The 16,678-nt window shown below is 46.1% G+C and carries 15 protein-coding genes and 1 pseudogene; 11 read left to right on the forward strand and 5 right to left on the reverse strand.

The features are described 5' to 3' along the window. Positions 1 to 34 precede the first annotated feature (34 nt). Positions 35 to 766 carry a GntR family transcriptional regulator gene (locus AC4PM4_RS03985; protein ID WP_082935071.1) on the reverse strand — a complete coding sequence of 244 codons (732 nt, stop codon included), beginning with the start codon at positions 764 to 766 and terminating at the stop codon, positions 35 to 37. A 200-nt stretch (positions 767 to 966) separates the two neighbouring features. Here AC4PM4_RS03985 and AC4PM4_RS03990 point away from each other — a divergent pair, with 200 nt between their 5' ends. Further along, positions 967 to 1,269, forward strand: coding sequence for an ArsR/SmtB family transcription factor (locus AC4PM4_RS03990; RefSeq protein ID WP_063563882.1), 303 nt, complete (start codon positions 967 to 969; stop codon positions 1,267 to 1,269). Between the two features lie 97 nt (positions 1,270 to 1,366). Then, positions 1,367 to 2,758, forward strand: coding sequence for an aldehyde dehydrogenase (locus AC4PM4_RS03995; protein WP_491613071.1), 1,392 nt, complete (start codon positions 1,367 to 1,369; stop codon positions 2,756 to 2,758). Between the two features lie 65 nt (positions 2,759 to 2,823). Here AC4PM4_RS03995 and AC4PM4_RS04000 read toward each other — a convergent pair whose 3' ends face one another. Then, positions 2,824 to 3,735, reverse strand: coding sequence for a helix-turn-helix domain-containing protein (locus AC4PM4_RS04000; RefSeq protein WP_079695957.1), 912 nt, complete (start codon positions 3,733 to 3,735; stop codon positions 2,824 to 2,826). 176 nt (positions 3,736 to 3,911) lie between these two features. On the opposite strand from AC4PM4_RS04000, the gene AC4PM4_RS04005 reads away from it, so the two are divergent. The 9 genes from AC4PM4_RS04005 (at position 3,912) to AC4PM4_RS04045 (ending at position 14,756) form a co-directional block, all read left to right on the forward strand. After that, positions 3,912 to 6,137: a glycoside hydrolase family 52 protein gene (locus AC4PM4_RS04005; protein WP_491612813.1), complete on the forward strand. Its 2,226-nt coding sequence runs from the start codon at positions 3,912 to 3,914 to the stop codon at positions 6,135 to 6,137. Beyond that, positions 6,134 to 8,284 (forward strand): alpha-glucuronidase family glycosyl hydrolase, encoded by a 2,151-nt coding sequence (locus AC4PM4_RS04010; protein WP_491612814.1) that lies wholly within the window; start codon positions 6,134 to 6,136, stop codon positions 8,282 to 8,284. The genes AC4PM4_RS04005 and AC4PM4_RS04010 overlap by 4 nt, the downstream gene beginning before the upstream one ends. A gap of 79 nt (positions 8,285 to 8,363) precedes the next feature. Beyond that, positions 8,364 to 9,431 (forward strand): NAD(P)-dependent alcohol dehydrogenase, encoded by a 1,068-nt coding sequence (locus AC4PM4_RS04015; protein WP_064638066.1) that lies wholly within the window; start codon positions 8,364 to 8,366, stop codon positions 9,429 to 9,431. A 185-nt stretch (positions 9,432 to 9,616) separates the two neighbouring features. Continuing rightward, a complete protein-coding gene (locus AC4PM4_RS04020) occupies positions 9,617 to 9,865 on the forward strand; it encodes an HPr family phosphocarrier protein (protein WP_079696156.1) in 249 nt (82 codons plus the stop codon). A 144-nt stretch (positions 9,866 to 10,009) separates the two neighbouring features. Continuing rightward, a complete protein-coding gene (locus tag AC4PM4_RS04025) occupies positions 10,010 to 10,258 on the forward strand; it encodes a type B 50S ribosomal protein L31 (RefSeq protein ID WP_063563876.1) in 249 nt (82 codons plus the stop codon). Between the two features lie 216 nt (positions 10,259 to 10,474). Then, positions 10,475 to 10,780, forward strand: a complete 306-nt coding sequence (locus AC4PM4_RS04030) for a Dabb family protein (RefSeq protein ID WP_063563875.1) — start codon at positions 10,475 to 10,477, stop codon at positions 10,778 to 10,780. A 167-nt stretch (positions 10,781 to 10,947) separates the two neighbouring features. Then, on the forward strand, positions 10,948 to 11,709 hold the full coding sequence (locus AC4PM4_RS04035) for an SDR family NAD(P)-dependent oxidoreductase (RefSeq protein ID WP_491612815.1): 762 nt from the start codon (positions 10,948 to 10,950) through the stop codon (positions 11,707 to 11,709). A 225-nt stretch (positions 11,710 to 11,934) separates the two neighbouring features. After that, a complete protein-coding gene (gene poxB, locus AC4PM4_RS04040) occupies positions 11,935 to 13,662 on the forward strand; it encodes a ubiquinone-dependent pyruvate dehydrogenase (RefSeq protein ID WP_090950100.1) in 1,728 nt (575 codons plus the stop codon). Positions 13,663 to 14,000: 338 nt separating this feature from the next. Continuing rightward, positions 14,001 to 14,756, forward strand: coding sequence for an SDR family NAD(P)-dependent oxidoreductase (locus AC4PM4_RS04045; protein ID WP_063563872.1), 756 nt, complete (start codon positions 14,001 to 14,003; stop codon positions 14,754 to 14,756). A gap of 98 nt (positions 14,757 to 14,854) precedes the next feature. Here AC4PM4_RS04045 and AC4PM4_RS04050 read toward each other — a convergent pair whose 3' ends face one another. The 3 genes and pseudogenes from AC4PM4_RS04050 to AC4PM4_RS04060 all read right to left on the reverse strand — a co-directional run bounded on the left by AC4PM4_RS04050 (position 14,855) and on the right by AC4PM4_RS04060 (position 16,568). Then, positions 14,855 to 15,430, reverse strand: coding sequence for an MFS transporter (locus AC4PM4_RS04050; RefSeq protein ID WP_491613073.1), 576 nt, complete (start codon positions 15,428 to 15,430; stop codon positions 14,855 to 14,857). A 19-nt stretch (positions 15,431 to 15,449) separates the two neighbouring features. After that, positions 15,450 to 16,037, reverse strand: a pseudogene (locus AC4PM4_RS04055) (MFS transporter); the annotation flags it as partial. A gap of 246 nt (positions 16,038 to 16,283) precedes the next feature. After that, positions 16,284 to 16,568: an ArsR/SmtB family transcription factor gene (locus AC4PM4_RS04060; RefSeq protein WP_063563870.1), complete on the reverse strand. Its 285-nt coding sequence runs from the start codon at positions 16,566 to 16,568 to the stop codon at positions 16,284 to 16,286. Positions 16,569 to 16,678: the final 110 nt, after the last annotated feature.

The following is a 16,678-nucleotide window of genomic DNA, read 5'->3' on the forward strand; positions in this document are numbered from 1 at the left end:
TCAAGATTAGTTTAAAGAACAGGTAGATCCATCATCATTGAAAATAGGAAGGGTATGTATCCCGCAGGACAGCCAGATCCGTTACGGTCAAATGCAGATGTTCCTGCATAATGTGCTCTGCCGTTTGGGCATCATGCTGTTGTATCGCCTGTACCATGGATCGATGCTGTTCGAGCAAATGATCCCAATGATGATCCGAAGACAGACGGAGCATTCGGCTCCGGTTCAGATGCACGTTCATATGCTGGATCACGGACCAGGTGTTTTTTTTGTTACAGCCTGCAAAGAGAGTACTATGGAATTCCTCATCCAATCCGAACATTCGTTCATCATCCGGTTCAAGTATGCATTCCTGCTGCTGCGCAAGGTTCTGCTCCAATATTTTCATGTGTTCATCTGGAAATTGGACACACGCGAGCCGTATGACGGCACGCTCAAGCTGCTCACGCATGAAACGTGCTTCCTCCACGAGATCAACCTGAATCAGAGATACATAGGTACCTCGCTGCGGATAGACTTCCAGCAGACCTTCCTGCGCTAATCGGACAAAGCTTTCTCGAACAGGGGTCCGACTTACATTGAACTCAAGCGAGATCTCTTTCTCCGAGATGGCGGTACCCGGAGGCAGCTTCAAACTCAGAATCAACTGCTTCAACGTCGTATAGACCGCCTCACGAGAAGAGAATGCCTGTTTGTTCAGAGAAGACGGGTTAATTAAGGATGATAATAATTCGGCTTTGGACGAAGACCTAGGGGGATATTCCATAATCTCAACTCCTTCAAGAACATACTACCATACTTGTATGGTAGTATGGAAGCGCTTTATATAAGTTAGTCTAAAATTTATATCGCACATGGCTTGCTGTTAGCGGGATGCTGGAGTAAACTATAGTCATTAGGTTCAAATGTTTAAACCAACAGACATGACAATTGTGATATCTGTAGACATATAATAGAGGTGAAACCATGGGACAAAAAGCGATATCTATTTTTCAAACCTGCATCCCCTTATTCCAGGTACTTAGCGACAATCATCGTCAGGCGATATTACTTGCTCTTAGTGAGAAGGGCAGCATGACAGTGAATGAAATTACAGAGCAGTTCAGCCTATCCCGGCCTGCTATATCTCATCATCTCAAGTTATTGCTTGAAAAAGGGCTCATCTCCGTAGAACAGAAGGGCACACAACGATATTATTCCGCTTCATTAAGGTCCTCGGTAGAGCTGTTGAAGGAACTGGTTGGCGCGTTGGAAGAAGAGTGCTTATAAGCAAGAGTTGTTAACATGCCTAGGCATGTGGGCTAAATGTTCGTATGTTTAAACGAATCATCATTAACTCGAAGAGGAGTTGTATTATATGAGTGTCATGCAGGAATTAAGCGCACATGAAGTCGAAGAAATTTTACTGCAGCAACGGCATTTTTTTCGCTCAGGGGCTACTCGTTCGGCCGAGTCACGTATTACACATTTAACCCGGTTGAAACAGGCGATTCAGAAGTATGAGTCCCGTCTTACTGAGGCGCTCTATCAGGATTTGGGCAAGAGTGAGTTCGAATCGTATACTACAGAGATTGGATTCATGCTGGATAGTATCACGCACACCATTCGGCAAGTGAAGAAATGGGTCAAGCCGGTCAAAGTCAAAACCCAATTCACGCTGATCGGGTCGAAAAGTTATATCATTCCTGAGCCTTATGGTGCGGTATTGATTATTGGACCTTTTAACTATCCATTCCAGCTGTTAATTGAACCCCTGGTTGGTGCGTTGGCAGCAGGCAATACGGCAGTCCTCAAAGCATCAGAGAACACACCAGCCGTCTCAGCTGTTATTCGCGAGATGATTAGCTCGGTATTCGAACCAGCATACGTTCACGTGGTCGAAGGAGCCAAAGACACCACCACGGCGCTTATTAATTCGCCTTTTGACTATATCTTTTTTACAGGAAGTGTACCCGTTGGCAAAATTGTCATGGAGGCCGCTGCAAAAATTCTCGTTCCAGTGACGCTGGAGCTTGGCGGTAAAAGTCCAGTCATCGTGGATAAGCATGCAGATATCAAAGTGGCTGCACAGCGTATTATATGGGGAAAGCTGCTCAATACGGGTCAGACCTGCATCGCTCCGGATTATCTGCTTGTGCATGAACAGGTGAAAGATTCGTTGATCTCCGAAATGAAAGCAGCAGTGGAAATGTTCTTTGGCACAGATATTCAGCATAATCGAGATTATGGGCGAATCGTCAACAAGGCGCATTTCAAACGTCTCACTACCCTTATTGAACGCGATCAAGCCCTCGTCATCTATGGTGGTCAATCCGATGAGGAAGACCGCTTTATTGAGCCGACATTTATTGATGCTGAATCGTGGGAAGCGGCAACGATGGAAGACGAAATTTTCGGTCCGATTCTGCCGATTATCAGTTATTCCCATATTGATGAGGCGATTGCAGGTATTGTGAAGCGGCCGAAACCGCTGGCGCTCTATCTCTTTACATCGGATACACAATTACAAGATAAAGTGATGCGAGAGGTTTCTTTTGGGGGAGGATGCATTAACGATACGATTACCCATGTAGCCAACCCACGTCTGCCGTTTGGAGGGGTAGGGCATTCCGGCCTTGGCTCGTATCACGGGCGGTATAGCCTGGAGACCTTCTCTCATATGAAAAGTGTGCTCAAAAAGAGCACCAGATTGAACTTATCTATTTTATATCCGCCATACGATAACAAGCTAAAGACGATTAAACGTCTATTAAAATAAAAGAACCGGCGTGTAATCATATACAACGTAAAGGCCATACTGGAATGATCTTCAATGGATGAAGCTCATTCCGGAACAGGCTGTTCCTGTCTGTAGCGTGTGGGTGAAATCCCTGACCAGCGCTTGAATTGACGACTGAAATGGGCAATATCCTTGTAACCTAGCATGGCAGCGATGTTCTGAACCGACAACTTAGGGTTGCCCAGCAGAACTTTGGCTTCATGCAGAACCATTTCAGATAAATATACACGCGGAGACTGACCATATACCTGCCGAAATACACGGTTACAATGGGAGGAACTGATGCCCAGCTCTGCTGCAATATCATCAATGCCATAATGGCTGTCGGACTCACGTCCCTGCTTGAATTGCTGACTCACCAGTCCTTGCAGCCGATTACGAATTTGATGGGCCAGTTCGATCTTTTCATATCCGTCCGTAAACATTTGAGCTGCTTCCTGAGAGACAGCCTCCCACAAATGGCCGAACAACTCAAATACCGCCGATTGCAACTGCATGCGCTGCACCATCGTACTCGCCGCCCGGTTATCTGCAGAAGACATTAATTTGCGAAGTACAGGCTCGATCTGGCGGGTAACCGGACTATCTGCATCGAACAAAACCTGCTTGATTCGTGCAAGCAAAGAGAGAAATAACTGATCATCGATATCAAAATGCATGCAAAAATACGTAAACCCCTTGCCGTTATGGCTCAGGCTGGAATGAATGCTTCCTGGAGGAATCAGGAGCAATTCGCCAGCCTTTTGAATATACAGTTTGCCGTTCACGGTCATATATTGTTCGCCTTCTGTTACATAATTCAGCTCATATTGTGGATGTTCGTGAGCTGGATAATCCCAATCCGCGCCGACACTTCGCAAATGTATAGCGAACAAATTCACCGTTGTTTGTACATCTGGGTAAAACACCTCATGCATACTCTCTCCCAGAGCGGGAGGCAAATAGGTGGAAGACATGGAAGACCCCCTTAATAAAAATAGAAACAGATGTAACCGCTTTATTTATATTATAGTCTATTAGCTTGATTTGGGTAAATATCCGATTGATTTGACCATGGTCTACGGTGGAATGCGCATGGTAGGATGGGGCTAATGAAAACGTATGCAAACCATTTTGAGAGGGGTCATCGTTCATGAGCACATCCCAATCCATCTTTTATAATGCCCATCACTCACCGATCGGGGCTTTTGCCAGCTTTACGCTTGGATACAAAGGAGCCAAAGGCGGACTAGGCCTGGAGCTTGGCAAGCCAGCAGATCAGAACGTATATATTGGTTTACAATCTCGCGACAGTGAGCACTACGAAGCTTTACCATTTTTCGAAGCCGTTGAAGATGCAAGTGTTCGATATGATGTAGAGAAAGTGGACAATTCGGATTCAGATCAGGTGTCTTCGGCCTCGACAGAAAAAGGATTGAGCACACCAGCGGCAGCACAGGGAACACGCCCGCTAATTTCAGCGTTCCGCGATGAAGAGATTACGCGCGAGTTTACTTCGGGAACAGATACGTGGACGGCGGGTGATCTGACTTTCCGTATATACTCACCTGTGCGTCCTGTACCCGAACCGCTGAGTGGTGATCGTGAAGCAATAATGGATGCGCTTGTGCCTGTGGTGCTGGTGGAGATAACAATTGATAACACGCAAGGACGCCAGTCGCGTAAAGCATATTTTGGCTACCAGGGAAATGATCCTTACTCAGCCATGCGTATCATCGGAGGACCTGAGGGTGGGGCATTAACCGGGGTTGGACAAGGTCGCCTAACTGCCATTTTATCTGCGGATGAGGGTCTATGGCCTGCTCGAGGATTTACATTGGAGAAGATATTGCAGGAGAAACATCGTGAGAATCTGGCCTTCGGTCTAGGTGAAACAGCTGCGTTGTTGATGGACGTTCCCGCCGGAGAGAAGCGTACGTACCAATTTGCCGTCTGTTTTTATCGCGGCGGGATCGTTACTTCGGGTATGGACACGACCTATTGGTATACACGTTATTTTGCAGATATCCAGGAAGCCGGGAAATATGCGCTTAACCGTTTCAACGAGCTGACTGCTTCTTGTAAGGAAATTGAGCAACGTCTCGGAGTAGCTGCTTTGAGTGAAGATCAGTCATTTATGCTTGCCCATTCCATTCACAGCTATTATGCAAGTACACAACTGCTGGATGCGGATGGAGAGCCGTTCTGGATCGTAAATGAAGGTGAATACCGGATGATGAACACACTCGATCTGACCGCAGATCAGTTGTATTTTGAACTTGCCTTAAATCCTTGGACTGTACGTAACGAGTTAGAGTGGTTTGTGAAACGCTACAGTTATACGGATCAAGTGCGGTTCCCAGGCGAAGAGAAGGAATATCCGGGCGGCATTACGTTCACGCATGATATCGGCGTAGCCAATGTATTCTCACGTCCAGGGCACTCGGCGTATGAGCTCGTGGGCATTGATGACTGCTTCTCGCAAATGAGTTACGAGGAACTGGTCAACTGGCTCTGCTGTGCAACTGTATATATTGAACAGACGCAGGATCGGGAATTTGTTAAGGAGATGCTGCCCGTCATTCGGGATTGCTTCGAAAGCATGTTAAACCGGGATCATCCGGATGAACACCAACGCAATGGTCTAATGGGGCTGGATAGCAGTCGTACCAAGGGCGGAGCCGAGATTACCACTTACGACAGCCTGGATGTGTCACTTGGACAATCCCGCAACAACATCTATCTGGCAGGAAAATGCTGGGCCGTCTATGTTGCACTGGAGAAGCTGTTCGCTGCAGAGAAGCTGGCTGAACTGTCTCATCATGCAGGACGTCAGGCGGATCGCTGTGCAGCCAGTATAGCAGCCCAGTTAACCGACGGTGGCTACATTCCGGCAGTGATCGCCGAAAATAATGATTCCCGCATCATTCCAGCCATTGAAGGCTTGGTGTTCCCATACTTCACCGGCTGTGAAGGCGCGCTGGATGTAAATGGCCGTTTCGGGCCTTACCTGCAAGCGCTTCGGACCCATTTTAAAACAGTTCTTGTCCCTGGTACTTGTCTGTTTGAAGATGGAGGCTGGAAGCTATCCTCTACGAGCAATAACTCATGGCTCAGCAAAATATATCTATCCCAATTCATCGCACGAGAACTGCTGGGCGTGGAATGGGATGAAATAGGGAAGGCTTCTGACGCTGCTCATGTAAACTGGCTGTTGCATCCAGAGGAATCCTACTGGTGTTGGAGTGACCAGATCCTGGCCGGTGTGGCGGTCGGAAGCAAGTATTACCCGCGCGGTGTAACATCGATTCTATGGCTGCTCGAAGGCAAAGGTAATCGTCTGGAACAGATCTATGCCAGCAAGGAGGCTGTACAATGAGTAATACAACCGTTCAATCCATTATCTCCGGCCCGCAATATGATGCGTGGCTTGGATATCTTCAAAGTCAATCCGCAGTGAAAGGGGCCGCCAAAAAGACAGCCCCCGTCTGGAGCCATACCGTGACTGTGGCGGAAGATCAGGAAATCATATCAACAGCATCAGCCGAGCTGACTCAGGGACTGGATAAGCTGTTTGGCATCAAACCGAAAGTTAATCAGGAAACTGTCAGTCAAGTGAGCAAGTCGGATTCAGCCCACCAGGAGGCACAAGGGATCTGGCTTGGCACATGGACAGGTTCAGAAGCCGTGGCTCAGGCCTTCAGCGACACGGAACGCTCTACTGTGCAGGGAGAAGGTTATATTATCCGCGAAGATAAAGAGCAGGGTAGGCTGTTTATTGGTTCTGAAACCCCTCAAGGTGTTCTATACGGTACTTTTCATCTGTTAAAGGAGCTTGTTCTGGAGCAAGAAAATTCAAACGATGTGCATCCTGCTATGGGAAGATTAAGCTATATCTCTGAGCAGCCCGTTAATGCATTACGCATGATTAATCAGTGGGATAATGTAGACGGCAGCATCGAGCGTGGTTATGCTGGAAAATCCATTTTCTATGACAATGGAGAATTCACTCGTGATCTTGCACGTATTCGAGATTATGCCAGATTGCTTGCTTCTACAGGCATTAACGCTATTTCAATCAACAACGTAAACGTGCATCAGCGTGAGAGCCTGTTCCTGACGGAACGTTTCCTGGGTGATGTTGCGAAGGTTGCTGCCCAATTCAGAGCGTACGGCATCCGATTGTTCCTTAGCGCCAACTATGCTAGTCCAATAGAGATTGGTGGATTGCTTACGGCAGATCCGCTGGATGAACAGGTCCGTGAATGGTGGAACATTCAGACAGCCAAGGTGTATGCGGCAATCCCGGATTTTGGCGGCTATCTGATCAAAGCGGATTCCGAAAATCGGCCAGGACCCTTCACATATAACCGTGATCATGCCGATGGAGCGAACATGCTGGCCGAGGCACTTCGCCCGTTTGGTGGACTGGTAATATGGCGCTGCTTCGTCTATAACTGTAAACAAGACTGGCGTGACCGCTCCACGGATCGTGCACGGGCGGCATATGACCACTTCAAACCACTGGATGGCCGATTTGCGGATAACGTCATTTTGCAAATCAAGAATGGGCCAATGGACTTTCAGGTTCGCGAGGCCGTATCTCCACTGTTCGGAGCAATGGAGAACACAAATCAGGTATTGGAGTTCCAGATTACGCAAGAGTATACGGGTCAGCAGCAGCATCTGTGTTATCTGATTCCACAGTGGAAAGAAGTATTGGATTTTGATACGTTCGCCAAGGGGCCGGGTTCTGAAATCAAACGCATTGCTGACGGTTCTCTGTACAACAGGCCCTACAGCGGCTTTGCCGCAGTATCCAATATCGGTGCAGATGCTTGCTGGACAGGACATCCGCTCGCTCAGGCGAATCTATATGGATATGGAAGACTTGCTTGGAATCCAGAGCTGTCATCGGAAGAGATTGCGGAGGAGTGGGTCAGACTTACATTCGGACATGACGAAGAGGTCGTTCGTCTAATCTCTGGCATGCTTTTGAATTCGCTCGATATCTACGAAAGTTATACGGCACCACTCGGTGTAGGCTGGATGGTTAATCCGGAGCACCATTATGGGCCTAATGTGGATGGCTATGAATATTCCAAGTGGGGCACGTATCATTTTGCCGATTGTGATAGCATTGGTGTGGACCGGACAGTGAGCAGTGGAACAGGATACACTTCCCAATACCACCGCGAAAATGCCGAAAGATATGAATCCGTAGACTCCTGTCCGGACGAGCTGCTATTATTTTTCCACCATGTCCCGTATACGCATGTTCTGAATTCTGGCAAAACGGTCATTCAGCACATTTATGATACACATTTTGATGGAGCAGAGCAGGCGGAAGCATTAGCACAGACCTGGAGACAGCTGGAAGGCAAGATTGATCCAACTGTATTTGATATGGTGTCTGCGTTACAGGCAGGGCAGGCGGAGCACGCCAAGGAATGGCGAGATATGATCAATACGTACTTCTATCGCAAAAGTGGTATTGCAGATAAACAAGGAAGAACGATATATTAATCTGGATACGAAAACTAGAACAGTCGAATCTTCTTCAGAGGAAAGAACAACGTTGACATACACGAGAAGGAGGGAACATATGGGAGATCATCAATTACCCGTAACCATGAAGGCTGCTGTCATGACAGAGCCTGGGCACATCATCATTGAGGAACAGGCTGTACCACAGCCGGCTGAAGACGAGGTGCTCATTCAGGTAATGGCCGTTGGCGTCTGCGGATCGGATGTGCATTATTTTGAACATGGTAGAATTGGCCGATTTGTAGTTGAGAAACCGATTATACTTGGACATGAATGTGCAGGTATTGTAGCGGCTGTAGGCTCAAGAGTTTCACGGCTGAAAGAAGGAGATCGGGTAGCTATTGAGCCTGGGGTAACCTGCGGACGATGCACGGCATGCAAAGAAGGTCGTTATAATCTGTGTCCCGATGTGCAATTTCTGGCGACGCCTCCGGTGGATGGGGCATTTGTACAGTACATGACCATTCGTGAAGATATGGTTTTCTCGATCCCGGATCATCTGTCTTTTGAAGAAGCAGCCATGAATGAACCTTTCTCGGTTGGCATTCATGCTGCAAGACGCAGTAAACTGGCTCCGGGCACTACACTTGCCATTATGGGCATGGGGCCTGTTGGATTGATGGCCGTTGCAGCTGCCAAATCGTTTGGCGTAGAACGCATCATCGTCACCGATCTGGAGGAAGTGCGGTTAGAGGCTGCTCGTCGTATGGGCGCAACCCATACCATTAATGTACGGAACGAGGATGCACAGGCGGTGATCCGTGATTTAACGAACGGCGTCGGTGTAGATACGGCTTGGGAAACTGCGGGGAATCCGAAGGCGCTTCAGTCGGCATTATATTCGCTCCGGCGAGGAGGCAAGCTTGCTATTGTAGGACTGCCTGCACAGGACGAAATTGCCTTGAATGTTCCTTTTATCGCGGACAACGAGGTGGATATATACGGAATCTTCCGTTACGCCAATACGTATCCGGCGGGAATTGAATTTCTGAGTTCAGGCCAGCATGATGTAATGTCCCTGATTACTGACCGTTATTCGCTTGAGGAGACGCAGCAGGCCATGGAACGGGCATTGCACAACAAAAGTGGCAGTCTGAAAGTAATGGTGTATCCGAACGGCAAATGAATCTAGTTCAAAGGAGCCCTGATATTTAGGGCTTCTTTTTTTGTATTTTTCGCCATAAAAGGATTAAACAAGCTTCCATAACGTGGTATAATGCTTGAAGATTTTAATATATAAAATGATACACACCAAATGGGTTAATCAGCATCTAGCGAAAGGAACTGAAGGTTGTGAGAACACATGAATTTATGATTCACTCTGATTTCCACCGAGATGATCTGATGTCTGTATCTTCGCAAGCGTCGCGTTTTGCCTCGGATATTTCATTGTCATTTATGGATGCGAATCATGAGCATCGTGTAGATGTCAAAAGCCTGCTCGGAATGGCGCTTCTCCCCATTCGACATGGCAGTGTGGTGAGATTGCAGACACGGGGAAGAGATGAACTTGAAGCTTTGGAATATATGCTAAATGTGCTGGAGAAGGGCTTAACTTGAACTCTGAAACCTGTGCAAATCATAGTGAATTATAAAATATTTATCGTTTCTTCAATTCCGACTGGTACTTCGTCCAAAAAAAGAGTATAATAAAATTTAGTTCTATTCTAAGAAGTACCCATATTAAAGGAGTGTAAATAGATTATGCCAAAAGCTGATATCCATCCAAAGACACAAACAGTAATTTTCTTCGATGCAAGTGCTGATTACAAATTCCTGAGTTCTTCGACTAAATTCTCGAACGAAACAATGGAATGGGAAGATGGTAACTCTTACCCAGTAATCCGTGTGGACACTAGCTCCGCATCCCACCCATTCTTCACTGGTAAACAAAGAAACGTGGACATCGGTGGTCGTGTTGATAAATTTAACCGTAAATACAACATCAAATAGGTTGTCCAAACCATTACAAGAAAACCTCGGGATTAATCCTGAGGTTTTTTTGTATACATGCCGATAGGTAAACCCATGTAATTCCGACTTAAAAGTAATTCTAATACCCATATATATTCAATTCCTCTAAAATTAATTCAACCAATTATTGCGCTTACAATAGTTTCGGATGTACACTAGGAAACAGAGTCAGACATATTGGAGGAGGAAATAGAGATGAGCAACATCAATCATATGGTAACGTTTACACTTTACGCAGGTAAAGATACACCAGAAGCAGAGGCATTTTTGAAAGAAAGTGCGGATGCACTGGCGAATATTCCCGGTGTAGAGCAATTCCAGGTCCTGCGTCAGGTGAGCGAAAAGAACGAGTTTGATTACAGTTTTTCGATGGTATTCGCCAATCAGGCTGCATATGATGCATATAATGATCACCCGGTTCACCGCAAATATGTGGAAGAACGGTGGGAAAAAGAAGTTAGTCGCTTCCAGGAAATCGATCTCATTCAGCACGGAAATTAATAAAATGATGAGTCTCATTGAACCAAACCGAAAATAGCATGAATTTCGAAAGCGTTTTCCAGTTTGATTAATGAAAATTAATGAGGGTTAAATCATTATTAAATCCTTCTTTTTTCATCACTAAATTTCGTGATTACACATGTGGCTCAAAGGAGGGGACTGTCCTTATGAAATTGAATCTTACAGGTAAAACGGCACTGGTGACAGGCGCAACCGGTCAATTGGGAAGGGTCATCGCTCGTACGTTGGCAGACTGTGGTGCTGATCTCGCGCTGCATTACATAAATAATGATACGAAGGCTAGAGAACTTCAGGTTGAGATTGAAGCCATCGGTCGGAAAACGGTCATTGTTCAGGGCGATATCACGAAGCAGGATACGGCATTTCGGATGCGGGATGAAATTCAGTCCAGCCTTGGCGATGTGGATATCGTGGTTGCCAATGCAGTCATCCAATATGCCTGGACAACGGTGCTGGAACAATCACCGGATGATTATATAAGTCAGTTCGAATCATGTGTGATGCAGAGTGTGTATCTTGCCAAAGCATTCATCCCTTATATGAAAGAAGCCAGAACTGGTCGATTCATTGGTATCAATACGGAATGTGCGATGCAAAATTTTGCTACCCAGTCTGCATATACGGCTGGAAAACGCGGCATGGATGGTTTGTACCGTGTGCTGGCGAAAGAGGTAGGCGAATATCAGATTACGGTCAACCAGGTTGCGCCTGGATGGACGATCAGTGAGCGCGACCGCAACAGTGAGTCGGGGCATGATGAGGGTTATATTCAAACTGTACCGTTGAAACGCAGGGGAGAAGATCAGGAAATTGCCAATGCGGTAGCATTTCTGGCTTCCGATCTGTCCTCGTTTATTACAGGAGCTTATATCCCGGTCAGTGGTGGCAATGTGATGCCTGCCATTTAATATTGATTTATGGATGTGAATGAATTACTAAACATGCAATGAACCGCTTTTTAAACCATAACAACCCAAGATCCGTTTGTCAGTCCATGACAAGCGGATTTTTGTATATATCCATAAATACATATGATTTTGTTTCTAATTTCAAAAGATTGGGGTAAAAGAATAGGTAGTTTAACGCGGTGGAAACATAACTCAAAATAAGCGAATAAAGGAGACCGACCTGTCATGAAAAAAACAATTGCAGACGTTCTGGTCGAAGCACTATTGAACGCAGGCGTCAAACGCATCTATGGTATCGTTGGAGACTCCTTGAATGCGGTACTCGATTCCATCCGTCGTTCGGGTAAAATTGAATGGATTCATGTCCGCCATGAGGAAGTTGCTGCTTTTGCGGCCGGGGCAGATGCCCAAGTGAGCGGAAGTATCGCCGTATGTGCAGGCAGTAGCGGACCGGGAAACATGCACTTGATTAACGGTCTGTACGACTGTCATCGGAACCGTGTACCGGTACTTGCCATCGCTGCTCATATTCCGAGTGATGAGATCGGGAGTGAGTATTTTCAGGCGACTCATCCAGAGTATTTGTTTCAGGAATGCAGTCATTATTGTGAAGTCATCACAACAGCCAAACAGATGCCACGTTCCTTTACGATGGCAATGCAGACCGCAGTAGCGCGTTCAGGCGTTTCCGTCATTATACTGCCGGGGGATGTAGCGGCTTTAGAAGCGGCTGACCTGCCTGTGCCGGAGCATGTATATCATGCGACACAGCCTGTTGTACACCCTTCCGAACCTGAACTGCGGAAACTGGCGGAATTCCTGAATCAAGGCAAAAAAATTACGTTGCTGTGTGGTGCAGGCTGCGCCGGTGCGCGTGAACCTCTGATGCAGCTCTGTGATCGCTTGAAATCCCCTATGGTGATTGCTTTGCGAGGCAAGGAATACCTGGAATACGATAACCCGTATTCGGTGGGCCTCACAGGATTAATCGGATATTCCTCCGGTTATCATGCCATGATGGACTGTGATGTGCTCCTGATGCTGGGAACAGATTTTCCGTACCGTCAATTCTTCCCGGAAGATGCGATTGTACTTCAAGTGGATATTCAGTCTTCACACCTTGGCCGCCGTACAAAACTCGATTATGGAGTGTGCGGAGACATAAAGGCCACCATTGAAACATTATTACCTTATCTGACGGAAGAGCATAGCGACAAACATTTGCATAAAAGTGTGGAACGTTACGAGAAAGTTCGTAAAGAATTGGATGAGCTTGCCGTAGGTAAACCCGGAAAAACGCCAATTCATCCACAGTATCTAACCAAGGTTATCAGCGATGCTGCAGCGGAAAATGCGATCTTCACCTGCGATGTAGGTACACCTACGGTATGGGCGGCTCGCTACATTGAAATGAGTCGCAATCGTCGATTGTTAGGTTCATTCAGTCATGGCACCATGGCGAATGCTCTTCCACAGGCAATTGGAGCACAGGTATCTGATCCGGGAAGACAAGTGATTTCCTTGTCCGGTGATGGCGGCATTGCCATGCTGATGGGTGACCTTCTGACGCTTAAACAACATAATCTCCCGATTAAAGTTGTGGTGTTTAACAACGGTGCACTCAGTTTTGTTGAACTGGAAATGAAAGCTGCCGGATTGCTTGAATCCGGAACCGAGCTCGTAAATCCCAACTTTGCCATGGTAGCTCAAGCGATGGGCCTGGAGGGGATACGGGTTGAAGATCCGGCTGATCTGGAAGGGGCTGTAGAGCGTGCATTGCAGCATGATGGCCCTGTGCTGATTGATGTTGTGGTGAACCGTCAGGAGCTGTCCCTGCCTCCGAAGATTAATATAAAACAGGCCGAAGGCTTCACCTTATGGATGATGAAGGCGGTGCTGAATGGGCGTGGCGATGAGCTGATCGAGCTGGCCAAAACCAATTTGCTAAGATAAGTATTAGGTTTTCCTTAGCATTATCGCACTGTGTTCAAGTGTCGATCTGACAAGATAAATACATGAAATTAAACTGTACATCTCACCAAAAAGAAGGGGAATTTTACACGCTTTTATTAAGGAGTTCTCCTTCTTGAGATGTGTGGAATGTGATGAATATTATAGTATGTATTCATATTATATGGTTTGTTTTTAAATTGTAACTCCTTTAAAATAGGTAAAGTCAGGCAGGATTCAAGGCTTTTCACCCTACATATGTTGCATTCCGATGCAAGACCGCTTCATATCGAATTAACCGATCCGATGACAGATGACGAACACACATGGAGGAGATCAAAATGAGTCACAAAGGAAAAGTAGCAATTATCACTGGAGCAGGAAGTGGATTGGGCCAAGCGACTGCACTGAAGCTGGCAGAGAAGGGCGCGTCTATTGTGGTCGTTGATCTCGTGGCAGAGACGGGTCAGGAAACTGTAAAACAGATTGAGAAGCTGGGCGGTAAAGCCATTTTTGTACAAACGGATGTAAGCAAGGCGAACGAGGTAGAGAATTATGTTAACAAAACGATCGAGGAATTCGGCCGAATCGACATGTTCTTCAATAATGCCGGGATCGCTGGTCCTGGTATTAAACTAATTGAGCATACTATCGAGCAGTTTGACCAAATCATTGATATTAACCTGAGAAGTGTATTTTACGGATTGAAGTATGTGATTACCGAAATGCTCAAAACTGGTGGTGGTTCCATCGTCAATACGGCATCTACAGCAGGTATTGTGGGTGTTCAAGCAGTTGCACCATATGCAGCGACGAAGCATGGCGTAGTTGGACTAACACGTACAGCGGCCATTGAGTATGGTAAAGAAAACATTCGCGTGAATGCCATTGCCCCAGGTACGATTGAAACTCCAATGGTGGTTCAGTTCGGGAAGGATAATCCTGAAGTATTCAAAGCGACCCTTGACAGCATTCCGTCCGGTCGTCTCGGTAAGCCTGAAGAGATTGCCAATCTGGTATCCTTCCTGCTAGGAGACGAAGCTCCGTATATTAATGGCGCTGTTTATCCGATTGATGGTGCTGTAACTGCACAATAAGGCACCAATCAGACTGGAATAAGAAAGAGAGGCTACTGTAATGTCACAGTGCCTCTCTTTTTGCGTTTTATCATTTTTATTCTTAAACTTAAGCTCAATCATGCCACATTGGAAGATTTGCTCTGTGCTGTTGTGGCCATTGCCGGACGATAGGCAAGAATGATGATGATCATTGCAATTAACACCCCTACAGCTCCAATCCAGGTGATGGATGACAATGATACTGTGCTGACGGCGATTCCCCCAATACCGGCACCAGCAGCCATGGCCAATTGCATAACCGAGCTGTTCAAACTTAACATAATCCCGGACGATTCTGGAGCCATTGTAACCAGATTATATTGCTGTGTTGGGCCGGAAGACCAGGCGGAGAAGGACCATAGAATCAACACAATGAAGATGGCCACACCTGAATGAGCCGTGATGTTCAGCATCAGCATACTTACGACATGCAAGGCCATTCCCAGGATAAGTGTTCGCTTTACTCCCATACGATCGGCGCTGTATCCTCCAGATTTGGAACCAATCAGACTTGCGATTCCAAAAGCCAGCAAAGCGGAACTTAACAACGTTTCGCTCATGCCTGCAACAGATACCAAGTAGGGTGAAATGTAGGTATACGCAATAGAATAGCCTCCTAACCAGAAAAAGCTGACAAGTAGCGCAAATCCAATACGAGGTTGTTTTAGGAGCGCTAATTGTTTTTTTCAAAGGAACGGGTGCTTCGCCTTCAGATGGCGGGATCGTAGATGCAATAACAATCATGGAAATCACACCCAAAATCGCGATACCTGCAAAAATAAGTTTCCAATCCCAAGCTGCAGCAACCATTCTTCCCAATGGAACTCCCACGATCAGGGATGCGGTAAACCCCGTAATGACCGTTGCGATAGAGCTGGCCTGTTTGCCTGCGGGCGCTATTTTGGCAGCGACTGTCAAGGCTGTTACAACGACGACTCCGGCTCCCAGCGCCATGAGGACACGTGCAGCGATAAAGAGTCCATATCCAGGTAACAGGTAGGCCAAGACATTACCAACGACAAAAAGTCCCAGAAAGTAGAGCAGCAGCTTTCGTCGATCCATGCGGGATGTTAAAGCGATAATGATGGGCGTACCAAGTGCATAAATGAGCGAAAAGATTGTGATCAGCTGTCCCGCAGCAATCAACGATATATTCATGGTGTCCGAGATCCGATCCAGAATGCCCGCAATGACATATTCGGAGGTCCCTACAAGAAAGCTGACCAAGGCTAGGACATAGATTTTCCATGTGTTAGACATGAGTATATAACCTCTTTCTGATTATAATTATTATATTTTTAGAAATATAGAAATAAAGACGAGAGAACAGGATTAAGAAATAACTAATCTACCAATGAGGCAAAGCGAGTACTTAATCTATCAAATGTACCGGATGTTAAGGCAAAAGGGGATTTATACGACTACGATTAGGCTCAGCGGACCAGATAGCATTATCAATATAATGATTTTATATTTCTAGTATTATGGAAATATAAAATAAAAATATTACTTCTCCAACAGATATGGAACGAATCTCTGTACAGTGTCCGTATTCAGACTGTAGTAAATATACGTACCTTTCTTTTGTGAGGTCAACAAACCACAATCGGAAAGTTGTTTCAGATGATGAGATAAAGTGGAGAGCGCCACGGTTACAAGCCGATTCTCTAAATCAGCTGGGCAGAGATTGCTTTCACCCGAAAGGATCTGAATGATTTTATATCGCGTTTGTTCTCCAAGAGCTTTGTGAATTTTCACAGCCTGTTCGGTATCAATCGGATTGGATTGCATCAAAATCGGTCCTTTCGTCTTTATTTCTTATTTCTATAAATATTGAAATAACTTTATCATGTCTTTTGAAAAAAGTAAACTCCCCGCGAAGATCGTTATTTCCAGTTGAA

This window comes from Paenibacillus sp. MDV22-iso6 (genome assembly GCF_058408365.1).

Bases quoted from the DNA above. Each gene is read 5' to 3' on its own strand.
- AC4PM4_RS03985 (WP_082935071.1), bottom strand. From the start codon at position 766: ATGGAATATCCCCCTAGGTCTTCGTCCAAAGCCGAATTATTATCATCC.
- AC4PM4_RS03990 (WP_063563882.1), top strand. From the start codon at position 967: ATGGGACAAAAAGCGATATCTATTTTTCAAACCTGCATCCCCTTATTC.
- AC4PM4_RS03995 (WP_491613071.1), top strand. From the start codon at position 1,367: ATGCAGGAATTAAGCGCACATGAAGTCGAAGAAATTTTACTGCAGCAA.
- AC4PM4_RS04000 (WP_079695957.1), bottom strand. From the start codon at position 3,735: ATGTCTTCCACCTATTTGCCTCCCGCTCTGGGAGAGAGTATGCATGAG.
- AC4PM4_RS04005 (WP_491612813.1), top strand. From the start codon at position 3,912: ATGAGCACATCCCAATCCATCTTTTATAATGCCCATCACTCACCGATC.
- AC4PM4_RS04010 (WP_491612814.1), top strand. From the start codon at position 6,134: ATGAGTAATACAACCGTTCAATCCATTATCTCCGGCCCGCAATATGAT.
- AC4PM4_RS04015 (WP_064638066.1), top strand. From the start codon at position 8,364: ATGGGAGATCATCAATTACCCGTAACCATGAAGGCTGCTGTCATGACA.
- AC4PM4_RS04020 (WP_079696156.1), top strand. From the start codon at position 9,617: ATGATTCACTCTGATTTCCACCGAGATGATCTGATGTCTGTATCTTCG.
- AC4PM4_RS04025 (WP_063563876.1), top strand. From the start codon at position 10,010: ATGCCAAAAGCTGATATCCATCCAAAGACACAAACAGTAATTTTCTTC.
- AC4PM4_RS04030 (WP_063563875.1), top strand. From the start codon at position 10,475: ATGAGCAACATCAATCATATGGTAACGTTTACACTTTACGCAGGTAAA.
- AC4PM4_RS04035 (WP_491612815.1), top strand. From the start codon at position 10,948: ATGAAATTGAATCTTACAGGTAAAACGGCACTGGTGACAGGCGCAACC.
- poxB (WP_090950100.1), top strand. From the start codon at position 11,935: ATGAAAAAAACAATTGCAGACGTTCTGGTCGAAGCACTATTGAACGCA.
- AC4PM4_RS04045 (WP_063563872.1), top strand. From the start codon at position 14,001: ATGAGTCACAAAGGAAAAGTAGCAATTATCACTGGAGCAGGAAGTGGA.
- AC4PM4_RS04060 (WP_063563870.1), bottom strand. From the start codon at position 16,568: ATGCAATCCAATCCGATTGATACCGAACAGGCTGTGAAAATTCACAAA.